Origin of the sequence: Lentzea albida (assembly GCF_900111005.1) — a bacterium.
Classification (GTDB): domain Bacteria; phylum Actinomycetota; class Actinomycetes; order Mycobacteriales; family Pseudonocardiaceae; genus Lentzea; species Lentzea albida.
Map to the genome: position 1 here is coordinate 291551 of NZ_FOFV01000006.1, position 21046 is coordinate 312596.

The window sequence follows — 21046 nt, forward strand, 5'->3', positions numbered from 1 at the left end:
ATGCTCCCCACGACGGGCCGCCACCAGCCCACTCACCGATCACTTCTTGGTTCCCCACAACAACGTCACCGGGACCGCCGGCGCGAAACCCGAGTCCAGCAGGCGCGAGGCCGTCCAGTGCACGCCCTCGACCTCGTACCCGGCGGCCTGCAACGCGTCCCGCGCGGGCACGATCTCGTCCACGCTCTCCGTCGAGACGACGACGCGCTTCGCCGACACCGCGGCGGAGGCCTTGACCGCGCTCAGGTTCCCGCGGCCGACGAAGACCGCGTCCGGACGCGGCAACGAGGGCGCGTCCAGTTCCGACTCCTCGACGCGGACGTCGACGCCGTGCGCGGACGCGTTCGCGATGATCCGCACGCACTGCACCGGATCCGGCTCGACCGCGATCACCGCGGCACCCAGCCGCGCGCACTCGACGGCGACCGCGCCGGACCCCGCCAGCACGTCCCACACCAGCACGCCGGGACGCGGGGCGAGCCGGGCCAGCACGAACGCGCGGACCTCGGCGCCGAGCACGTGCGTGCGGCTCGCGAACGCGTCGTCCGGCAGCGCCCAGCCGTCACTGGAGCGGAGGAACTCGTTGTCCGCCAGGCACAACACCGCGTCCGGTGCCGTCCAGCGGCGCGTCACCGCGTCACGCGGGTCCACTGTGGTCAGTTCGTCGCCGTCCTGCACGACCAGCGTGCGGCGCCAGCCCGCGAGGCCCGCGCCGATCTCGGCCGGGCCGATGCCCTCGGCCAGCCTGACGACGACGGCGGAACCGGCGCGGCACGCGTTCAGCGCGGGGCGCAGGCCGTCGGCGACGTCGACGACCTCGACGGGACGGCCCGCTGCCTCCCGCAGCCTCTCGAGCGACATCAGTTCGCGGACCGCTTGGGCTTGCGGACCGGCTTCTTGCGCGGCGCGGACGTCGAGGCGTTGACCGTCGGCGGCTTCGGCTTCTCAGCGGCGACCACCGTGAGCTTGGGCTTGGGGGCCTGCTCTTCGGCGGGCTTGCGCACCGACTGCTGTATTTCCTCGACCGCTGTCCACGCCGGGTTCGGCTCGGCCACGGGGGCGTCGGGGACCGGTGCGGCGGCGGGGATGGGCTCGTCCGGACGCGCCGGAACGGGCTCGTCCACGCGCGTCGCGATGCGGGAGGCGGCACGGCGTGACCAGCGCGAGGGACGGGCAGCGCGCAACGGCTCGTCGACCGACGTCGTCGCCGAAGCCGACACACGGCGCGTGGGCGCCTTCACCGCCGCACCGACGAGGAACAGCGTCGGGCGGTAGAGCTTGTGCTTCTTCACCACGGCTTCCAGCTCGCCGACGGTGGTGTGCACGAGCACCTCGTCGGCCTGGCTCACCTTGTACGCGACGACGACCGGTGTGGCTTCCGTGTATCCGCCCTGCAGCAGCTTCTCCACGAACTGGCCCGTGCGCGCACCCGAGACCGTGGCGGCCATCGTGGTCTGGAGCTGCGCGAACTCGCTGACGCGCTCGCTGCTCTCCGGCGAGAGCAGCACCGCGGACGACGCCTCGGTCTGCGTGAGCTCGCGGCCGATCCGCGCGGCCGCCGCGGCGACGACGGACACGCCCGGCACGACCTCGACCTCGAGACCGAGGCGCACGCACAGGTCGTGCTGCTCCTGCACCCCACCGCCGGTCGCGGCGTCGCCCGCGTGCAGGCGCACGACGACCTGGCGTGACGCGGCCGCCTTGCGGTAGAGGTCGGTGATCTCCTCGGGCGTGACGCGGGAGAAGTCGACCAGGTCGGCGTCGGCCCGGGCGTGCTCGCGGACGCACTCGGCGTCCACCGCGCTGGGAGCCCAGATGACGACGTCGGCTTCCGCGATGCGGCGTGCGCCTCGGACAGTGATGAGGTCGGCGGCACCGGGACCGGCGCCGACGAAGGTGACCCGACCGGTCGTCGTCACGACAGCTCCACAGGGGTTTGGGGGAGGGAGACTCAGGCGAAGACCGTACCGTCTGCCACTCCTGCCACGAACGGGTGGCAGGCCCGCACGAAACGGGCGACGGACTCCGGATCACCGGCCGGGTGCGTGTGGAGGTACGACGCGTGCACGCCACCCACCGCGAAGCCCTCGGCGACGGGTCGCGAGTCGACGCCCCGCCAGTGCCACGCGGGCGGGTTCGAGTGCGGTGTGGACAGCTGGGTCCGGTGGAACTCGTGGCCGGTCACGCGGCTGCCGGGCGCGTGCAGCGGTGAGCTCGCGGACGCCACCGCGTCCCGGTAGCCCAGGGTCAGCCTCGGGGTCATGAACCCCTCGGCGTCGAGCACGCCGCACATCGGGTGCCCGTCGATCGACTTCGCGAGGTACAGCAACCCTCCGCACTCGGCGTGCACGGGCGCGCCCGATCGAGCGAACCGGGCCACCGCCTCACGCAACCGCACGTTGCCCGACAGGGCTTCCGCGTGCTGCTCCGGGAACCCGCCCGGCAGGACCAGGCCCGCGGTGCCGTCGGGGAGGGCTTCGTCGTGCAACGGGTCCAGAACGGCCACGGCCGCACCCGCCGCCTTCAGCACCTCGACGTGCTCGGCGTAGCCGAACGTGAACGCCGCTCCCCCGGCAACAGCGATCACGGGCTCGTCGCGCACGGCCTCCACCTGCGGATCCCACGCGGCGACGGCCATGTCAGGCACCGACTTCGCGAGCCGGCGCACCGCGTCGAGGTCGACGTGCTCGGCCACCGCGGCGGCGATCGCGTCGACCGCAGCCACCGCCTCCGGCCCGTGCTCGGCCGCCGTGACGAGCCCCAGGTGCCGTGAGGGCAGGGAGAACTGCGGGTCGCGTGGCAACACGCCGAGCACGTCGAGCCCGACCTCGTCGCACGCCGACCGCAGCACCTGCTCGTGCCGTTGCGACCCGACCTGGTTGAGGATCACGCCGCCGAGCCGGACCGTGGGGTCGTAGCCGCGGAAGCCGTGCAGCAGCGCGGCGAGCGACCGGCTCTGCCCGCGTGCGTCCACGACGAACAGCACGGGTGCGTTGATCAGCTTGGCGACGTGCGCGGTGGACCCGATGCCCGCGGTGTCGACACGGCCGTCGAACAGGCCCATCACGCCCTCGACGACGGCGATGTCGCAGCCCTTGGAACCGTGCGCGAACAGCCCCGGGATCCGCTGCTCGCCGACCATGACCGGGTCGAGGTTGCGGCCGGGGCGGTCCGTGGCGAGCGAGTGGTAGCCGGGGTCGATGTAGTCGGGGCCGACCTTGAACGGCGCGACCCGCGAGCCAGCGCGGCGCAGCGCGGCCATGAGGCCGGTGGCGACGGTGGTCTTGCCGCTGCCCGAAGCGGGGGCGGCGACGACAACGCGGTTCACCACGCGGACCTCCGGTGGCGCTGGTGGACGCCGGTGGACAGCCGGCGTGCCCGCCGCCCGGCGGGCGTCAGCCTGCTCACCACTCGATCCCCCGCTGGCCCTTCTGCCCGGCGTCCATCGGGTGCTTGACCTTGGTCATCTCCACCACGAGGTCCGCCGCGTCGACCAACCTCTGCGGCGCGTACCGCCCGGTGATCACGACGTGCTGGTGGCCGGGCCGGTTCGCCAGCACGTCGACCACCTCGTCCACGTCGATCCAGCCCCAGTGCAGCGGGTACGTGAACTCGTCCAGCACGTAGAGGCCGTGGCGTTCGGAGCCGATGCGTCGGGCGATCTCCGCCCAGCCCTCGCGCGCGGCCGAGGCGTGGTCGTCCTCGGTGCCCTGCTTGCGGGTCCAGGACCAGCCCTCGCCCATCTTGTGCCACTCGACGGCGCCGCCCTCGCCGGTCTCGTCGTGCAGGCGGCCGAGCGCCTTGAACGCCGACTCCTCGCCGACCTTCCACTTGGCGGACTTCACGAACTGGAACACGCCGATGTCCCAGCCCTGGTTCCAGCCGCGCAGCGCCAGGCCGAACGCCGACGTCGACTTCCCCTTCATCTCGCCGGTGTGCAGCATCAGCAACGGCCGGTTGCGGCGCTGGCGGGTGGTCAGGCCGTCCTTCGGGACCTCGGTGGGTTGTCCTTGAGGCATCGCGGTCTCCTTGCTCGTTGGTCGCTGCTCCGCAGACTCCGGTGAGTTCGCCGGGGAGCTGGTCGTCCGGCCGCCGCTTCGCCGTGATCGGGCTTCGCCGAATCCCGACGAAGGGGCGACCGGACGACCAGCGCGAACTCACGCTGCCCGGACGACGCCGGCGAGGTGGTCGGCGGACAGCTGGTCGAGCCGGACGCAGGTGCCCTGCAACGCCTCGGCGACCTTCTGCGCGAGGCCGAGGCGGACGTGGCCCTGTTCGCAGTCGACGACCACGACGGCGGTCTGCTCCAGCAGACCCGCGGCCTTCAGCGCGTCCTTGGTCGGGTCGCCGCCCAGACCGGACGACGTGGCGCGCCCGTCGGTCAGCAGCACCACCAGAGGCCGCTTGCGCGGGTCGCGCAACCGCTCGATCTCCAGGACGCGGTGGGCCTTCAGCAGACCGTCCGCCAACGGCGTGCGTCCGCCGGTGCGCATCTTCTTCAGGCGCGTCGCCGCCGCGTCGACGGACGTGGTCGGGGGCAGGGCGACCTCGGCGGTCTGCCCGCGGAACGTCACCACACCGACCTTGTCCCGGCGCTGGTAGGCGTCGCGCAGCAACGAGATCACGGCGCCGCTGACGGCCGACATCCGCTTCTGCGCCGCCATCGAGCCGGAGGCGTCGACGACGAACAGGACGAGGTTCGACTCCTTGCCCTCCCGCACGGCCTTGCGCAGGTCGGCGGCGGTGAGCAGCAGACCGGGACCGCTGCGTCCGCGCGCGGCCTGGTGCGGTGCGGCGTTCGTGAGCGTGTCGACGAGGTGCAGTCCATTGCCGTCCACTGTGGACGAACGGACGACCCGGCCGGTGCGGGCACGGGCGCGGGAACGCTTGCCGGGCGCGCCTTCGCCGACTCCGGGCACCTCCAGCAGCCGCGCCTTGAACGCGGGTGCGGGTTCCGGCGCTGGACGGTCCTGAGGCGCGTTGCCGCCGCCCTTCGGGCCGTCCTGCGGTTCGGGCAGCTCGCCGCCACCGGGACCGTCGTCGTCGGGGCCCTCGTCGGGTTCGGAGGCGTGCTCGGCGGCCTGCTTCATCGCGTCCTCGAGCTGCTGCTCCTCGATGCCGGGCTCGTCGAACGGGTCGCGGCGGCGCCGGTGCGGCAGGGCGAGCCGGACGGCGGTCTCGACGTCGGTCTCCTCGACCTCGGTGGCTCCGCGCCACGCCGCGTGGGCCGTGGCGGCACGGGCGACGACCAGGTCCGCGCGCATGCCGTCGACCTCGAAAGCCGCGCAGACCGCGGCGATCCGGCGCAGCTCACCGTCCGGGAGGGACACTCCGGCCAGCCGGGCGCGCGCGTCGGTGATCTGCTGCTTGAGGTGCGCGTCCGCGTCGGCCCACCGGGCGGCGAACGCCACGGGGTCCGCCTCGTAGGCGAGCCGGCGGCGGATGACCTCGGTGCGCACGGCCACGTCCCGCGCCGCCTTCACCGTCACGGTCAGCCCGAACCGGTCGAGCAGCTGCGGCCGCAGCTCGCCCTCCTCCGGGTTCATGGTGCCGACCAGCAGGAACTGCGACGGGTGCGACACCGAGACGCCCTCGCGCTCGACGTGCGCGCGTCCCATCGCGGCGGCGTCGAGCAGCAGGTCGACCAGGTGGTCGTGCAGCAGGTTGACCTCGTCGACGTAGAGCACGCCCCGGTGCGCCGCGGCCAGCAGACCCGGCTGGAACGCCCGCCTGCCCTCGGTCAGCGCCTTCTCCAGGTCGAGCGACCCGACGAGCCGGTCCTCGGTGGCGCCGACGGGCAGCTCCACGAGCCGGGCGGGACGCCGTTCGACGCCCTCGTGGGGCGCGTCGGGGCAGTCGGTCGTGCCCGGCACGCAGCCGAAACGGCAGTGCTGGGAGACCTCGAGCTCGGGCAGCAGCGCGGCGAGGGCGCGCACGATGGTCGACTTCGCGGTCCCCTTCTCGCCGCGGACGAGCACACCGCCGATGCCGGGGTGCACCGCGTTCAACAGCAGGGCGAGCCGGAGGTCGTCGTGTCCGACGACAGCCGAAAAGGGGTACATGCAGCGAAGTCCTTCCTCGGGTGTCCACGCCCGCGGCCAGGTGGAAGAGGGGGACGAGTTCCTGACTCCCGGCACGGGCCGGTCACAGTCGCGGGACGGCGCCGGAGTCACACCGGCTTCCTCGCACTCCCCTCACAGCCCCGGCATCGTCGCATTTCCGACCACCGGGTCCAACAGCCAGGTGAGCGACGTCGCTAGATCAGCCCCCGGAACTCGGCCCACGCCTCGCGCACCTCGTCCGCCGTCCACTCCAGCGCGGGCCCGGCCACGGTCACCTCGGTCTTGGCGAGCGGCCCGTCCTGCCAGAACCCGCCGAGGAACTCCCCGCTCAGCTCCTTGAGCCGCGCCGGGTCGCCCGGCAGGTGCAGCGCGAACTGGTGGGTGTGCGGTTCCGGCAGGTCCATGGCGGCGGCCACGACCTTGGCGTGCTCGACGTACGTGCCGAGCCTGGGCAGCACCGTGTCCAGGCCGTGCAGCGCGGACAACGCCGCCGGCCACTGCTGGAACAGCATGCCGCCGTAGCGGTGCCGCCACACCCGTGCCTGGTCGACGAAGTCCTGGGTGCCGGCCAGGGCCGCGCCGGAGATGCCCTCAAGCGACTTGTAGAACGACACGTAGACCGAGTCGAACAGGCCCGCGATCTCGGGCAGCGGCTTGCCGAGGCCGTACGTGCTCTCCCACAGCCGCGCGCCGTCGAGGTGCACGACGGCGTCCCGTTCCCGCGCGAGGTCCACCCACGACACGAGCTGGTCCCAGGACGGCAGCACGAACCCGGCCTCGCGGTCGGGCACCTCCAGCAGCAGCGTCCCGTACGGCTCGGGGCACGACCCGATGTCCGAGGTGCGCAGCTTGATCGGGCGCAGGCCGGACAGCACGGTCAGCGCGTCGTCCTCGTGGTGCAGGGGGTGTGCCTGCGGGTGCATCGCGACGATCGGGTTGTGCGTGCGGTCGGCCCAGCACTTGAGGGCGATCTGCTGCGCCATGGTGCCGGTCGGCACGAACAACGCCGCCTCGGTGCCGAGCAGGTGTGCGACCCGCGTCTCCAGCGCGCCCACCGGGCCGCCTTCGCCGTAGCGGTCGGGGTCGACGTCCGGCACGGGGCCGAGCGCCTCCAGCAACGTCTTCTTGCGGACTCCGGACAGCTGACGGTTCAACACCCCCGCATCAAACCTCAGCGGCGAGCGTCTCCGCGAGCGAAATGACCCCCGCGCGGATCTCGTCCGCCGTCATGCCCTGGGCCAGCAGGAACTCGATGTGCTCGCCCCGGAGGACGGCGAGGACGGTGTGCGCCTTGAAGGTCGAGCCGACCAGCCTCGCCAGCCGCTCCACGGTGATCCGGAAGTTGCCCTCGCAGCTGCGGACCGTCGTCCGTTCCACAGCGATGACCAGCGGCAACGATGCCAGCACGTGGTCGAACAGCGTGCCCGCGAACTCGCCTGCGGTGCGGCACTCCAGCGACGCCGTCTGGATCCACGAGGCAGCGGTGGAGTCCACCACGGCCCTGACCAGACCGGCCTTGTCACCGAAGCGGCGGAACACCGTGCCCTTGCCCACACCGGCCTCCAGGGCCACGTCCTCCACGGACACGGCCTCGATGCCGCGGGAGCTGATCAACCGGGTGGCGGCGGCCAGGATCGCGGCCCGGTTGCGGGCGGCATCGGCGCGTTCCAACGAACTCTCCCTTGACACAAGCGGACCGTCGGTCCGTATATTACCAACCGGACCGACGGTCCGCTTGTCGAGGAGGCGCAGTGAAGGCAGTCCGGTTCCACGAGTTCGGCGGGCCCGAGGTGCTCACCGTCGAGGAGGTGCCCGATCCGGTCGGCGAGACGCTCGTCGACGTCACCGCGATCGGCCTCAACTACGGCGAGACGGTCATCCGACGCGGCAAGGGCAGGGAGCTCTTCCCGTGGTATCCGGGGCCGAGTCTTCCCGCCACGCTCGGCTCGGAAGTCGTGGGCATCACAGGTGATGGCCGCCGGGTCATGGGCGTACCGCGCGATGGCGCCTACGCCACGAAGGCCGTCGTCGAGAACCCGATCGACGTGTCTGACGGCGTGAGCGACCACCAGGCCCTCGCCCTGCTCCTGCAGGGCACCACGGCGGTCGCGGCGGCCGAGGCGGCGCGGATCCGGCCCGGTGACCGGGTGCTGGTCGAGGCGGCGAGCGGCGGTGTCGGCAGCCTCCTGGTCCAGCTCGCGGAACAGGCGGGCGCGACCGTGCTCGCGGCGTCCAGCAAGGGCGGGATCGGCTACGACTGGGACGGGCTCGACCCGGTCGACGTCGTCTTCGAGTCGATCGGCGGCGCGACCGGCAGGCGCGCGTTCGAGCTGCTCAGGGACGGTGTCGGCAGGATGGTCGTGTTCGGGTACGCGAGCGGCGAGCCGTTGGACGTCACGGCGAGCGACATCTTCCGCAAGGGCGTCGCGGTCATGGGCCTCCCCCGTGGAACGACCCCTCAGGAGGTGCTGGAGCTGGGCCTCGAACCCGTGCTGGGCGACGTCTACCGGTTCGACGAGATCGCCGAGGCGCACCGGGCGCTCGAAGCCCGCACCACGCGCGGCAAGCTCATCGCGCGACCGTGACGGACCGGGGCGCGCGGAACGACAGCAGCTGGAGCCATTCCGGATCAGGGCCCGTCAGGTGCAACGACGGCTCGTGCGTGGCCACGGTCCGCAACGTCACGGCGGCCTCCAGCCGCGCCAGACCGGCGCCGAGGCAGAAGTGCCGGCCGTACCCGAACGCCAGGTGACGCGGATCGGTTTCCTTGCCGCTCAACAACAACACGAGCTCCGCACCGGCCGGAACGCGCACACCGGACAGCACGACCTCACGCGCGGTGAGCCGCCGCCACGTCACCACGGGCGTCTCGGTCCGCAGCACGTCCTCGACGAACGACTCGGCCACGCCGGGCTCCGGCAGCCGGGCCCACAACGCGCGGTCCTGCAATGCACGCCGCAACGCCGTGGACAACAGCTGCGTCGTCGTCTCCTGGCCCGCGATCAGCAGGAAGTAGCAGAGACCGGCGGAGTCCTCGGCGGACACACCGGCGTCGGCCAGCGCGCAGAACAGCTCGCCGTCGCGTGCGTGGTAGCGCTTGACCAGCCACTGGTGGAAGTCGCCGACGTCGTCGACCAACTCCATCTGCCGTTCGCGGGTGACGTCGCCCCAGAAGAACTCGAGCGAGCCGGTGCTCCACCGCTTCAGCGTCGGGATGTCGACGTTCTCCAGCCCGAGGAGCTCCATCAGCACGATCGCCGGCAGGTCCCAGGCCAGGTCGCGCACGAGATCCGTGCCACCCAGGCGTTCCGCGACGAGCGCGCGGATGCGAGGCTCCGCAGCGGCGACTCGGGCCGGCGTGAAGAACGACGCGACCAGGCGCCGCAGGCCGGCGTGCGACGACGACCCGTTGTTCGCGAGCGTCGGCGGCAGTGAGAACCGGGCGCGGACCAGGGCACGCAACGCCGAGGGCGCGACGGGTGTGACGGCGGTCAGCGCGTTGTCGGGCAGGTAGGTGACCGGATCGGCCAGCACGGCGCGCACGTCGTCGTGGTCCGAGACCACCCACCGACCGCCGACGACCTGCACCGGCGAGGTGAGTTCGGCGCGCGTGAAGGTGAACAGGTCCACGAGCGGCACGCTAGCGGGCGGATGGGAGACTCGGTCGGTGACCGTGAGCACAACTGAGGCGAGTTCCAGCGGCGGTGAGTCGACGTTCGACTGGATCGACGTCCGTTCTGAAGCGCGGGCCAAGGCCGGTCTGACCAGGCGCGTGCGACCGCGCACGGCGGACTCGACGGACCTCGACCTCGCGAGCAACGACTACCTGGGCCTCGCCAAGGACAAGCGGGTCGCGGGCGCCGCGGCCGCCGCCACGCTGAAGTGGGGCGCGGGGTCCACGGGATCGCGCCTGGTCACGGGCTCGACGGAGCTGCACGCCGAGCTGGAGTTCGAGCTCGCGAACTTCTGCGGCTCGCAGTCGGCGCTGGTGTTCAGCAGCGGGTACATGGCGAACCTGGGCGCGGTCACGGCGCTGACGGGACCCGGCACGGCGATCGTCGCGGACCAGCACATCCACGCGTCGCTGATCGACGGCACGCGCCTGTCGAAGGCCGACGTCGTCGTCGCGGACCACTGCGACGTGAGCAAGGTGAAGCACGCGCTGGAGACGCGGGGCAAGCGGCGCGCGATCGTCGTCACGGACTCGGTGTTCAGCGTGGACGGTGACATCGCACCGCTCAACGAACTGCACGAGGTCTGCCGCGCCAACGGCTCCGCGCTGGTGGTCGACGACGCGCACGGACTCGGCGTCGTCGGGCCGGGCGGCCGCGGCGCGGTGGCCGAGGCCGGTCTCATCAAGCAGCCCGACGTGATCACCACGCTGACGCTGAGCAAGTCGCTGGGCGCCATGGGCGGTGCCGTCCTCGGCCCGAGCCGGGTGATCAAGCACTTGATCGACACCGCGCGGCCGTTCATCTTCGACACGGGCCTCGCGCCGAGCAGCGCGGCGGCGGCCCTCGCGGCCATCAGGATCCTGCGCGAGGAACCGGACCGCCCCGAGCGGGCGCTGACCGTGGCGCACGACCTGAGCAACCGCCTCAAGGAGGCCGGGTTCCAGGTCAGCACGCCGACCGCGGCCGTCGTGAGCGTGCGGGCACCGGGTCCCGAGGAGGCGTTCCGGTGGGCCGAGACCTGCCGCACGAGCGGGGTGGTCGTCGGCTGCTTCCGGCCGCCGTCGGTGCCGGACGGGATCAGCAGGCTGCGGCTCACCGCGCGCGCCGATCTGACCGAGGCCGACATCGAGCGCGCGGTGCGCGTGATCAGGGAGAGCGCCGCATCCGCAGGTGTGGGATCCCGTCCTCGATGAACTCGTCGCCCTCGGGCACGAACCCGAACGAGGCGTAGAAGTCGGCGACGTACGTCTGCGCGTCGAGCACGGACGGCGCGCTGCCGATGTCCACGAGCGCGGCCTGCACGAGCCGGCGGCTGTACCCGCGGCCGCGGGCCATGCGCGCGGTGACGACGCGGCCGATGCGGAACGTGCCGTCCGGGTCCTCGAGCAACCGCAGGTACGCGAGCGGATCGTGTGATCCCTCGGCCTCCAGCCAGAAGTGCCGGGTGCCCTGCTCCAGGTCGCGGCCGTCCACGTCGGCGTAGATGCAGTTCTGCTCGACGACGAAGACGTCCTGCCGCAGCCGCAGGATCGCGTAGAGCTGGGCGGGGCTCAGGTCGAGCCCCCACTGGCGGCGCAGGGTGGCGGGAAACTGTGTGGTTCGCACGTGACCGTGGATATCAGAAGCCCAGCGTCTGCCGGTAGTTCGCGAGTCGCGTGTACACACCGGGCTCGTCCGCGCGAGCGCAGCCGCGGCCGAACGACACCACGCCCGCGAGCCGTCCGCGGACCACGAGCGGCCCGCCCGAGTCGCCCGTGCAGGCGTCCCGGCCGCCCCGCCCGGCGCACAGCATCGCGCCCGGCCGGTAGTCCGGCTCCTTGAGCAGGCACTCCTGGTCGGACAGGATCGGCACCGTCACCTTGCGCAGCGTCATCGCCGGCGGGGCGTTCTCGGCGGTGCGGCCCCAGCCGAGCACCACGCCGTCGGCACCGGGCTCGCCGAGCCCGATCGTCCGGTACGGCACCGGGCGCGCGAGCGTGAGCACCGCCACGTCGTCGCCCTTGGTGACCTCGACGTACTCGGGGTGCCGCCACACGCCCGAGACAGCGGCCTCGACGCCCTCGGCCTTGTCGCGCAGGTCCGTGCGACCCGCGACCACGCGCAGTTGCTCGGCGGGGCGCTGGTTCTTGCCGAGCACGCCCTTCAGCGTCACGCAGTGCGCGGCCGTCATGACCTTGTCCGCCGCCACGAGCGCGCCACCGCAGACCAGCTGACCGTCCGTGGTGGTGATCGCCACAACCCACGGGGTGTCCGCCACCCGCGCGGGTGTCCCCCCGACGATCGCATCGGCGGTCGAAGTACCGCTGACCAGCGCGATCACCGCGATCAGCACGGCACACCGCTTACCCCTCACGGACCACTCCTCGTTGCGCCAGGTGGACGATCGGTCACCAACGGTAGCGATCGCGCTAGGACGACGTCAAAACCGGAGATTCTTGTGTTAACGTCCCATCAGGCCGAAGATTTTGCGGTCAGTGGTGTAGGTCACGGGGGTATGTACGGTGTTGTTCGACTTCGGCCAGGTTCCGGCCTTCCTCATCGCGTGCGCGGTCGTCATCGTGACCCCCGGCGTGGACGCGTTCCTGCTCCTGCGCACGTCACTGCGGTCGGGCACCCGCGCCGGACTGCTCGCGCTCGGGGGCATCCACTCGGCCGCGGCGCTCCAGGTCGCACTGGTGATCTCGGGCCTCGGAGTGGTGCTGGCGCGGTATCCGATGGTGCTCACGGCCCTGCGCTGGATCGGCGCCGCCTACCTGCTCTACCTGGCGGTTTCCATCACGCGAGGGCTGATCAGGCACTCCGGCGGCGAGCCGGAGGAGGTCATGAGCGCGCGCCCGTTCCGGCAGGGCTTCCTGACCAACATCACGAACCCGAAGATGATCCTGTTCTCGCTGGCGTTCCTGCCGCAGTTCATCGGATCGGGTGAACCGGCACCGCAGCTCGCGATGCTCGCCGTCGTGTTCCTCGGGCTGGCGGCGGTGTGGGAGCTGATGATCGTGCTGGCGGCGTCGCGGGTGGCCGGGAAGCTGAAGCGACCCGGTGTGACGACCGCGCTGGACGCGGTGTGCGCGGCCGTCTTCCTCACCATGTCGGTCGGGCTGGTCCTCTGATCACGCCCGGTGGAGGTACCACCTCTGCAACTGGGGGCCGCCGGAGAAGGCGCCCTTCTCGTACAGGCACAGGGAGGTGCCGGGCGTGAGGTACTTGCCCGTGGCCACGTTGCGGAGCAGGTGACCACCGAACACGTCGGGCCCCTCCACCTGCCACTGCTGTCCCGGGTCGGCTGCCGCGCAGTCCCCTGCCAGGTCGACGAACTCCACCGCCGTCGTCCCCGGCTTCGGACGCAGGCAGTGCTCGCCCACCTTGAGTTGGACGAGCCCACCGCCCAGTTCGATCCGCTGGAACGGCGATCCCGGGCACACACCCATCCCGGTGCCGACGGCGCAGTTGTCGGTCTTCTCGACCGCCCACCACCGGGAGTTCTCCAGAGTGATCGACGCCCCGGTGGTGTCCGGCAGCGGCGTGGTCCGGCCGACCTCGGTCACGACCCACCGCTGGTGGTCGCTGTCCTGCGGCTCCTGAGTGATGAGCTTGAAGAAGTACTCGCCGTACCAGGACGTGTCGACGTAGGTGTACCCCACCGTGTCCAGCTTCAGCTTCGTCGCACCTGATGCGTCGGTGACGAGCTCCCAGCGCTGCAGCCGGTCCGCCTCGTCGCAGACCTTGGTGACGAGCCACTCCCCGGTCGCACACCACCGGTCGGCGACGTTGCGCAGGAAGAACTGACCGTTCGGCAGACCGACCTTCTCCCAGCGCTGAGGCGCCGCGCCGGTGCAGTCGGCCAGTTCGATCTCGAACGGATCCACCGTGCCGCGCGTCATGCACTGGTCGCGGGCGACGCTCTTGAGCTCGACGATCGGGTTCCCGGCGGGCTCGGCGCTCGCGGGAACGGTGGTCATGGCCCCCAGGGTGAGCGCGGCCAGGACGGCGGCGACAACACCCGATGATCTTCCACTCATGCCCCTGCAGGCTACGGAACCACGGCTGATCCCATCTCAGGTTGCACACCGCTCAGATAGGTCGCCACGCGCGTGTAGACGCCGGGCGCGTTCGGACGTGCGCAGCCGACGCCCCACGACACGAGGCCGACCAACCGGCCGTCGACCACGAACGGTCCGCCTGAGTCGTCGACGCACGCGTCGATGCCGCCGTCGGGATATCCCGCGCAGAACATGGCCTCGGCGTCGTAGCGCGCGTAGGTCGCGGCGCACTGCCCGTCCGCCCAGATCGGGACCTGCGCCTTGTGCAACTGCGGACTCTTGTCCGCGTCGCCCTCCGCCTGACGTCCCCAGCCGTACACGACGCCCACGGTGCCGGACATGTACGCGTTCGGCCCGGCCACCGGCAACGACCGGTACGGCATCGGCTCGGCGAGCGCCAGCAGCGCGACGTCCTTGCCGCGCGAGGGGGTCGAGTAGCCGTCGACCAGCCGGTACGACGTGGCGACGGAGGTGGAGCCGTCGCCGGTGCGCAGGTCGAGCCGCCCACCGACGACGGTGATCGAGCCGGGCTCGCGGCCGTGGACGCAGTGCGCCGCCGTGACCACCTGCCCCGGGCCGAGGAGCGCGCCGCCGCAGAACTGGGCACCCGACGACGTCGTCAGCGCCACCACCCACGGCGCCTCCCCGGCGCTGTCCACCACGACGCCGCCGACGATCCTGGGCCCTGCGTGAGCCGGGGTCACCGTGATCACGAGGAGAGCCAGAACCGCCGTCAGCAGTCGCATGGGCTCACAGGTACGCGGGTGGCTACGGCTCGACAACCGCAGGCGGCGAAGCATCCACGACCGGGTGAAGGTCCTTGGCGTAGCGGGAGATCCGGACGTACACGCCGGGCTTGCCCCTGCGCGCGCACCCCTCGCCCCACGACGTGACGCCGACGAGCTTGCCGCCGGCCACGACCGGGCCGCCCGAGTCGCCCTGGCACGTGTCGACCTTGCCCGCGTCGTAGCCCGCGCAGAACATGTCCTCCTTCAGGAAGTGCGGGTAGGTGTCGAGGCAGTAGTCGTCGGGCAGCACGGGCACGGTGGCCTGCATGAGGTAGCGGGACGTCCTGCCGTTCTCGGAGGTCCGGCCCCAGCCGAGCGCGCGCAGTTCCGTGCCGGGCTCGTAGAGCGCCTGGTCGGTCGGCTCGGCGAACGGCAGCGGCGGGTACGACAGCGACTTGCGCAGCGTCAGCACCGCGACGTCCTCGCCCTGGTCCGCCGAGACGTACTGCCGGTGGATCCAGATGTCGGTGACCGCGGCCACCACCCCGGCCTGGCGGTCCTGCTTGTCCTCGCGACCGGCGACGACCTGCACGTCCCTGGCCGCGCGGCCGGTCGCGCAGTGGGCCGCGGTCAGCACCTTCTGGGGTGCGACGAGCGTGCCGCCGCAGAACTGGGTGCCGCGGTCGTCGAGGAGGTGGACGACCCACGGATTGGCTTCGATGGAGGCGCGCTCGCCGCCGACGACCTGCTCGTCGGCGGCGGCGACGCCCGTTGAGGACACCAGCAGAGCGGAGAGAACCAACACCAGGAGTCGTCTCATGACTCCAGATGGTAGCTACTCCGCTGGGCCGTTCGGAGCAACCTTGCTCCACAGCTTGCCCGCCGCGCCCATGACCGACTCGCCGATGTCGTTGATCGTCTTGATCAGCGGGTCGGCGGAGTTGTTCATGGTCTCCCGGTACGACCGGGCGGCGCCCTTGATGTCGTCGGTGAGGTTGCTCGTCGGCCGGTCGTCCTTGCGGCGCGCGTACGTGCCGGTCAGGATCTCGCGGTACTCCTCGCTCGCCGACCAGCGCTGCAGCTCGGCGGCCCGCACCACGACCAGCGGGTGCGTGCGGTGCTCGGTGTGCAGCAGCTTGAGGAGGCTGTCGCGGATGTCCTCGACCTCCTCGTACTCCTTCGCCTGGGCGAGGAACGACGCGATGTCGACGTTGCCGCCCAGGTCGCCCGCCAGCGCGAGGTGCGTGCGCAGCGCGGCCTGCGGGTCCTGGCAGGCCAGCAGGCCCGCTCGGTCGCAGGACAGCTCGGTCTTGCGCTGCCACTCGCGCAGCGCGGCGATGACCGCGCGCATCGCGATGGCACCGGCGGGCACCCACGCGAACGACGTCGTCAGGTCGACGAGCCGGCGCAGCAGCGTGTTGTAGAGCGCGTGGCCCGACATCGCGTGGCCCATCTCGTGACCGATCAGGAAGCGCAGCGACTCGTTGTCGAGCAGGTCGACCGCGCCGGTGCTGATCACGATGAACGGCTTGTCGATGCCGTAGGTGTAGCCGTACGCCTGCGCGTTGCGCTCGACGAAGAGCTCGGGCACCTCGGCGAGGTCGAACGTCGCCGCCACCTCGTTGCGGATGCGGTCGAGCTGCGGGTACTGCTTGGGACCGACCCGGACGGAGGACGCGACCTGAAGCAGGCGCTCCCCGCGTTCGGTGAAGGCTCCGGCGACCGCCTTGAGGATCGGTGCCACGGCGGGCACCGCCCTCAGCACCGCGAGGGCGCCTCGGTCGGCAGGGTGTTCATAGGCGCGCGGGCTGATGCCCGGGAACCGCACCCTCGATGACTGCTCAATATCCCCCGTCACACCATCCAGGTTAGACACGATCCGGACAAGGGTGCACGGAATCGGCTGCGGACCGTTGCAAACTTGCCCGGTGAGCAGCGACGAAGACACCACGGTTCTGCCCCTGCGCGGCGGCGCCTCAGCGACCCTGGTCCGCCGTCGGGCCGCGGCCAACGACCGCGGCGCGATCCTCTACGTGCACGGTTTCGCGGACTACTTCTTCCAGGAGCACGTGGCCGAGCACTACACCGCCCAGGGCTACGACTTCTACGCCGTAGACCTGCGCGGATACGGTCGCTCGCTGCGCGACGGCGAGGTGCCGAACTACACGGCGGACATGGCCGTGTACTTCGAGGAGATCGACGCGGCGATCGCCGTCATCCGCGAAGAGCACTCGCGCGTGGTGCTCATGGGGCACTCGACGGGCGGGCTCACGACGTCGTTGTGGGCGCACGAGCGCCGCTCCAGCGACTTGATCGATGCATTGGTGCTCAACAGCCCGTGGCTCGACGTCGTCGAACCGCCGGTCGTGCGTCAGATCGTGAAGGTGCTCGGCAGGCTGGTGCCGAACGTGAAGATCCGCGCGAACCTCGGTGACGCCTACGGGTCGGCGATCCACAACTCGCGCAACGGCGAGTGGGACTTCGACCTGAAGTGGAAGCCGCTGGCCGGTTTCCCGGTGCTGGCGGGCTGGATCCGGGCGGTGCTCATCGCCCAGGAGAAGGTCCACAAGGGACTCGACGTGCGGGTGCCGGTGCTCGTGCTGCACTCCGACAAGAGCATGTTGAACGCCAAGGAGTGGAGCGAGGACGTGTCCAAAGCGGACGCCGTGCTCGACGTCGAGGGCATGCGGAAGTGGGGTCCGAAGATCGGATCATCGGTCAAGGTCGTGGAGATCAAGGCCGGGATGCACGACCTGTTCCTGTCGCCTGAGCCGGTGCGTGCGGCGGCCCTCGCCGAGGTCGACGAGTTCCTGAAAACGGCTTGACCTCTCTGTAGGTCGAGGTTCGAGACTGGTCGTCATGAACATCGACTTCAACGCCTGGTACGCGCTCGAAAGCGCGATGCAGGACGAAAAGAGCCGTCGGGTGAGCCGGGCGACGTTGAAGCGTGTCGCCCGGTTCGCGCGCCCGCAGCGGCGTGCCGTGTACGGGCTGCTGGCCATCTCGTCGTTCGCCGCGGTGCTCGCGGTGGCGTCCCCGGTGCTGGCCGGGCGGGTCGTCGACACGATCATCGCCGGCCGCGACTTCGGGCTCGTGGTGTGGCTCGCGCTGGCGATCGCCGGCGTCGCGGTGCTGGAGGCCGGGTTCTCGCTGGCCGAGCGGTGGCAGTCGTCGAGGGTCGGCGAAGACCTCATCCTGCGGCTGCGCCAGGCCGTCTTCGACCACGTGCAGCGGATGCCGATCGCGTTCTTCACCCGCACGCGCACCGGAGCGCTGGTGTCGCGGCTGAACAACGACGTGATCGCGGCGCAGCGGGCGTTCTCCGAGACGATCTCCGGTGTCGTCACGAACGTGATCGCGCTGGTTCTGACGCTCGTCGTGATGCTGACGCTGTCGTGGCAGGTCACGGTGCTCGCCATGGTGCTGCTGCCGATCTTCCTGATCCCGGCGCGGAGGATGGGCAAGCGCCTGGCGTCGATGCACCGCGAGGCCGCCAACCTCGACTCGGCGATGACGACGCAGATGACCGAGCGGTTCTCCGCGCCCGGTGCGACGCTGATCAAGCTGTTCGGCCGTCCGGCTTTGGAGAGCGCGGAGTTCGGTGCGCGCGCTCGGCGCGTGCGTGACATCGGCGTGCGGACGGCTGTGGCGCAGTGGTTGTTCCTCGTGGCGTTGACGCTGGTGTCCTCGTTGGCGCTGGCTCTGGTCTACGGGCTGGGCGGGTACTTCGTGTTCGCCGGGGAGATGGCACCGGGCACGATCGTGACGCTGGCGCTGCTGCTGACGCGGCTTTACGCACCGTTGACGGCGTTGGCCGGCGCACGGGTGGACGTGATGACGGCGCTGGTGTCGTTCGAGCGGGTCTTCGAGGTGCTGGACCTGCCGCCGTTGATCAAGGAGAAGCCGGAGCCCGTCGCCGTTCCCGACGGACCGGTGTCGGTCGAGTTCTCGGACGTGAGGTTCGCCTACCCGTCCGCGGACAAGGTCTCGCTGGCGTCGCTGGAGGAGGTGGCGTCGCTCGACACGCGGGGCGGCGAGGAGATCCTGGGCGGGGTGTCGTTCACCGCCGAACCCGGTTCGCTGATCGCACTGGTGGGCGCGTCCGGTGCGGGCAAGTCGACCATCGCCTCGCTGGTGCCCCGCCTGTACGACGCGGACTCCGGGACGGTTCGACTGTCCGGTGTGGACGTTCGCGACCTGTCGTTCGACTCGATCCGCGAGACCGTCGGCATGGTGACGCAGGACGGCCACCTGTTCCACGAGTCGATCGGCGCGAACCTGCGCCTCGCCGCCCCCGCCGCGACCGACGAGGAGATCTGGGACGCGCTGACCCGCGCCAGGCTGGCGGACCTGGTGTCGTCGCTGCCCGACCAGCTCGACACCGTGGTGGGCGAGCGCGGCTACCGCCTTTCCGGCGGAGAACGGCAGCGGCTCACCATCGCCCGGCTGCTGCTGGCCAAGCCGCGCGTCGTGATCCTGGACGAGGCGACCGCGCACCTGGACTCGCGTTCGGAGGCCGCGGTGCAGGAGGCGCTGGTCGAGGCGCTGGCGGGCCGCACGTCGCTGGTGATCGCGCACCGGCTGTCGACCATCCGCGCCGCCGACCAGATCCTCGTCGTCGACCACGGGCAGGTCGTCGAACGTGGTACGCATGAAACTCTGCTGGCGAAGGAAGGCCACTACGCCAAGCTGTACCGCACTCAGTTCAGCGAAGAACCGATCGGAGCGCCGTGACCATCCCGTCTCCCGACAACCTCTACCCGTTGCCGGACTACGCGCGCACGGTGCTTTTGAGGCCGTTGGTGAAGAACCCCCAGATCGAGATCGGTGAGTACACCTACTACGACGACCCGCACCACGCCGAGGAGTTCGAACAGCGCAACGTCCTCTACAACTTCGGCAACGAGAAACTCATCATCGGCCGTTACTGCGCACTGGCGGAAGGCGTGCGGTTCATCATGTCCGGCGCCAACCACAGCATGGCGGGCGTGTCGACGTTCCCGTTCACGATCTTCGGCGGCGTCTGGGGCGAGAAGACGCTCGACATCGCGCTGGGAGCGCCTTCGCGGGGAGACACGGTGGTGGGCAACGACGTCTGGATCGGGTACCAGGCGTTGATCATGCCGGGCGTGCGGATCGGCAACGGCGCGATCATCGCCGCCGGGTCCGTGGTGGTGTCGGACGTGCCGGCGTACGGCATCGTCGGCGGCAATCCGGCTTCGTTGCTCAAGAAGCGCTACAGCGACGAGGACGTCGAGACGCTGGAACGCGTCGCGTGGTGGGACTGGCCGGTGGAGAAGGTGACCGAGCACGTGCGCGTGATCATGGCGGGCACGCCGGCGGAGCTCGCCGCGGTCGCCCCGTGAAGGCGCTGCTGATCACGGGTCCGGTCGGGGTGGGCAAGACGGCGGTGGCCGAAGCCGTCGGCGACCGCCTCGCCGGGGCCGGGGTGCCGCACGCGGTGATCGACCTCGACTGGCTGTCGGCGTGCTGGCCGCCGCCTGCCGACGACCCGTTCCACTTCGAACTGCAGCTGCGCAACCTGGAAGCCGTGGTGCGCAACTACGTCGAGGCGGGCGTGCAGCGGATCGTGCTGGCCGGCGTGGTGGAGAGCCGCGAGGACCGTGCGCGCTACGCGTCGGTGATCGGAGGCAGGCTCAACGTCTGCCGGCTGAAGGCCGACCTGCCGGTGATCCGCGAGCGGCTCGCGCGGCGGCACCACGGCGAGGCCGACCTGAGGTGGCACGTCGAGCGCGCCGAGGAGCTGGAGCAGCTGTACGCGTCCTCGTGGGTCGAGGACTACGTGGTGCCGGCCGAACAGCCGGTGACCGAGGTGGCCCAGGACGTGATCTCGTGGTGGCTGGTGGTGGAGCGGTCGCCGGTCACGTGACCGAGTGCTCGGCGAAGACGCGCCGCACGACGGCGAGGTCGACCGGCGTCTCGTAGTGGTCCTGGGCCCACTTCTGGTATGCCTCGGGCGTGCCGTCGGTCAGCAGGGCGAACATCCAGTCGGCCCCGTCGTCCCCCTCGGTGGGGAAGTCGATCTCACCGTGCCGCCACGCCGTGTCACCGTGCTCGCGCCACAGGCACACGGTCGAGACCGGCATGTCGAACTCGTCGGCGAAAGCCGGCTCGTCCACGAACGCCCGGAACGCCTCGGGCACGGAATCGAGCACGCCGGGCCACGGCTCGTCGTCGTCCGTGGCGTACGGGCTCATCGGCGACTCGTGGTCGAACCCGCGCACATACGCACCTGCGGCCGTGAACACGATGTCGTACTCGTTGCCAGAACCGTCTCGCATGGACGCCAGCTCCTCGCCGGGTGCCCAAGTGGTGCTGTAGGAGTGGTGCCGCTCCACGCCGTCGGGATCCAGCAGGACGTCCAGTGCGGCGAACGCACGGCACAGCGCGCGCAACTCCGGGATGCCGGGCAGGTTGCGGCGACGTCGTACGCGGTCATGCCTCCATCCGAGCAGGCACCTGATCTCCTGACCGGCGTCCGGGTGAACTTCACCGACGCTTGGCGCCGACCGCGCGATCAT

General features: G+C 71.1%; 22 protein-coding genes and 1 riboswitch. Of the genes, 7 read left to right on the forward strand and 15 right to left on the reverse strand.

Annotated elements, in window-relative coordinates; all coding sequences use genetic code 11:
- Positions 1-39: 39 nt before the first annotated feature.
- The 7 genes from BMY74_RS18245 to BMY74_RS45755 form a co-directional block, all read right to left on the reverse strand.
- A complete protein-coding gene (locus tag BMY74_RS18245) occupies positions 40-861 on the reverse strand; it encodes a hypothetical protein (protein ID WP_089917439.1) in 822 nt (273 codons plus the stop codon).
- Positions 861-1919 (reverse strand): cobalt-precorrin-4/precorrin-4 C(11)-methyltransferase, encoded by a 1059-nt coding sequence (locus BMY74_RS18250; protein ID WP_089917441.1) that lies wholly within the window; start codon positions 1917-1919, stop codon positions 861-863. The genes BMY74_RS18245 and BMY74_RS18250 overlap by 1 nt, the downstream gene beginning before the upstream one ends.
- A 32-nt stretch (positions 1920-1951) precedes the next feature.
- The gene (locus tag BMY74_RS18255; protein ID WP_089917730.1) at positions 1952-3328 is read right to left on the reverse strand and encodes a cobyrinic acid a,c-diamide synthase CobB; all 1377 of its coding nucleotides are present in this window, start codon (positions 3326-3328) and stop codon (positions 1952-1954) included.
- A 76-nt stretch (positions 3329-3404) separates the two neighbouring features.
- Positions 3405-4019, reverse strand: a complete 615-nt coding sequence (gene cobO / locus BMY74_RS18260) for a cob(I)yrinic acid a,c-diamide adenosyltransferase (RefSeq protein ID WP_089917442.1) — start codon at positions 4017-4019, stop codon at positions 3405-3407.
- Positions 4020-4157: 138 nt separating this feature from the next.
- Positions 4158-6062, reverse strand: coding sequence for a putative cobaltochelatase (locus tag BMY74_RS18265; RefSeq protein WP_089917444.1), 1905 nt, complete (start codon positions 6060-6062; stop codon positions 4158-4160).
- 35 nt (positions 6063-6097) lie between these two features.
- Positions 6098-6228, reverse strand: a riboswitch (cobalamin riboswitch).
- Positions 6229-6256: 28 nt separating this feature from the next.
- Positions 6257-7219 (reverse strand): threonine aldolase family protein, encoded by a 963-nt coding sequence (locus tag BMY74_RS18270; RefSeq protein ID WP_218159658.1) that lies wholly within the window; start codon positions 7217-7219, stop codon positions 6257-6259.
- A 7-nt stretch (positions 7220-7226) separates the two neighbouring features.
- Positions 7227-7733 carry a helix-turn-helix domain-containing protein gene (locus BMY74_RS45755; RefSeq protein WP_245786204.1) on the reverse strand — a complete coding sequence of 169 codons (507 nt, stop codon included), beginning with the start codon at positions 7731-7733 and terminating at the stop codon, positions 7227-7229.
- An 80-nt stretch (positions 7734-7813) separates the two neighbouring features.
- On the opposite strand from BMY74_RS45755, the gene BMY74_RS18280 reads away from it, so the two are divergent.
- On the forward strand, positions 7814-8647 hold the full coding sequence (locus tag BMY74_RS18280; protein ID WP_089917448.1) for a quinone oxidoreductase family protein: 834 nt from the start codon (positions 7814-7816) through the stop codon (positions 8645-8647).
- Here BMY74_RS18280 and BMY74_RS18285 read toward each other — a convergent pair.
- Positions 8631-9692: a cytochrome P450 family protein gene (locus BMY74_RS18285; RefSeq protein WP_218159659.1), complete on the reverse strand. Its 1062-nt coding sequence runs from the start codon at positions 9690-9692 to the stop codon at positions 8631-8633. The two genes, BMY74_RS18280 and BMY74_RS18285, sit on opposite strands and share 17 nt — an antisense overlap.
- A gap of 43 nt (positions 9693-9735) precedes the next feature.
- Between BMY74_RS18285 and BMY74_RS18290 the strand changes: the two genes are divergently transcribed.
- Positions 9736-10929: an 8-amino-7-oxononanoate synthase gene (locus tag BMY74_RS18290; protein WP_089917735.1), complete on the forward strand. Its 1194-nt coding sequence runs from the start codon at positions 9736-9738 to the stop codon at positions 10927-10929.
- Here the strand turns inward: BMY74_RS18290 and BMY74_RS18295 are convergent.
- Together BMY74_RS18295 and BMY74_RS18300 are read right to left on the reverse strand one after the other, a co-directional pair.
- Positions 10883-11341, reverse strand: a complete 459-nt coding sequence (locus BMY74_RS18295) for a GNAT family N-acetyltransferase (protein WP_089917450.1) — start codon at positions 11339-11341, stop codon at positions 10883-10885. The two genes, BMY74_RS18290 and BMY74_RS18295, sit on opposite strands and share 47 nt — an antisense overlap.
- A gap of 13 nt (positions 11342-11354) precedes the next feature.
- On the reverse strand, positions 11355-12089 hold the full coding sequence (locus BMY74_RS18300; RefSeq protein ID WP_218159660.1) for a serine protease: 735 nt from the start codon (positions 12087-12089) through the stop codon (positions 11355-11357).
- Between the two features lie 148 nt (positions 12090-12237).
- Between BMY74_RS18300 and BMY74_RS18305 the strand changes: the two genes are divergently transcribed.
- Positions 12238-12846, forward strand: a complete 609-nt coding sequence (locus tag BMY74_RS18305) for a LysE family translocator (RefSeq protein ID WP_089917454.1) — start codon at positions 12238-12240, stop codon at positions 12844-12846.
- Here the strand turns inward: BMY74_RS18305 and BMY74_RS18310 are convergent, their stop codons facing one another.
- The 4 genes from BMY74_RS18310 to BMY74_RS18325 are packed head-to-tail and all read right to left on the reverse strand — an operon-like array spanning position 12847 to position 16362.
- Complete coding sequence (locus tag BMY74_RS18310) at positions 12847-13755, reverse strand: hypothetical protein (protein ID WP_143091608.1); 909 nt, start codon at positions 13753-13755, stop codon at positions 12847-12849. It lies immediately after the preceding gene.
- Between the two features lie 11 nt (positions 13756-13766).
- A complete protein-coding gene (locus BMY74_RS18315) occupies positions 13767-14522 on the reverse strand; it encodes a S1 family serine peptidase (protein WP_089917458.1) in 756 nt (251 codons plus the stop codon).
- A 22-nt stretch (positions 14523-14544) separates the two neighbouring features.
- Positions 14545-15324 (reverse strand): S1 family peptidase, encoded by a 780-nt coding sequence (locus tag BMY74_RS18320; RefSeq protein ID WP_089917460.1) that lies wholly within the window; start codon positions 15322-15324, stop codon positions 14545-14547.
- A 15-nt stretch (positions 15325-15339) separates the two neighbouring features.
- Positions 15340-16362 carry a M48 family metallopeptidase gene (locus tag BMY74_RS18325; protein ID WP_089917461.1) on the reverse strand — a complete coding sequence of 341 codons (1023 nt, stop codon included), beginning with the start codon at positions 16360-16362 and terminating at the stop codon, positions 15340-15342.
- Between the two features lie 70 nt (positions 16363-16432).
- Here BMY74_RS18325 and BMY74_RS18330 point away from each other — a divergent pair, with 70 nt between their 5' ends.
- Genes BMY74_RS18330 through BMY74_RS18345 form a run of 4 tightly spaced genes read left to right on the forward strand, consistent with a single transcriptional unit; the run spans position 16433 to position 20394 of the window.
- A complete protein-coding gene (locus tag BMY74_RS18330; RefSeq protein WP_245786205.1) occupies positions 16433-17329 on the forward strand; it encodes an alpha/beta hydrolase in 897 nt (298 codons plus the stop codon).
- Between the two features lie 34 nt (positions 17330-17363).
- Positions 17364-19238 (forward strand): ABC transporter ATP-binding protein, encoded by a 1875-nt coding sequence (locus BMY74_RS18335; RefSeq protein WP_089917463.1) that lies wholly within the window; start codon positions 17364-17366, stop codon positions 19236-19238.
- The gene (locus BMY74_RS18340; protein ID WP_089917465.1) at positions 19235-19870 is read left to right on the forward strand and encodes a CatB-related O-acetyltransferase; all 636 of its coding nucleotides are present in this window, start codon (positions 19235-19237) and stop codon (positions 19868-19870) included. Before BMY74_RS18335 ends, BMY74_RS18340 begins: the two co-directional genes overlap by 4 nt.
- Complete coding sequence (locus BMY74_RS18345; protein ID WP_089917467.1) at positions 19867-20394, forward strand: AAA family ATPase; 528 nt, start codon at positions 19867-19869, stop codon at positions 20392-20394. The genes BMY74_RS18340 and BMY74_RS18345 overlap by 4 nt, the downstream gene beginning before the upstream one ends.
- Here the strand turns inward: BMY74_RS18345 and BMY74_RS18350 are convergent.
- Positions 20387-21046, reverse strand: coding sequence for a hypothetical protein (locus BMY74_RS18350; RefSeq protein ID WP_143091609.1), 660 nt, complete (start codon positions 21044-21046; stop codon positions 20387-20389). The two genes, BMY74_RS18345 and BMY74_RS18350, sit on opposite strands and share 8 nt — an antisense overlap.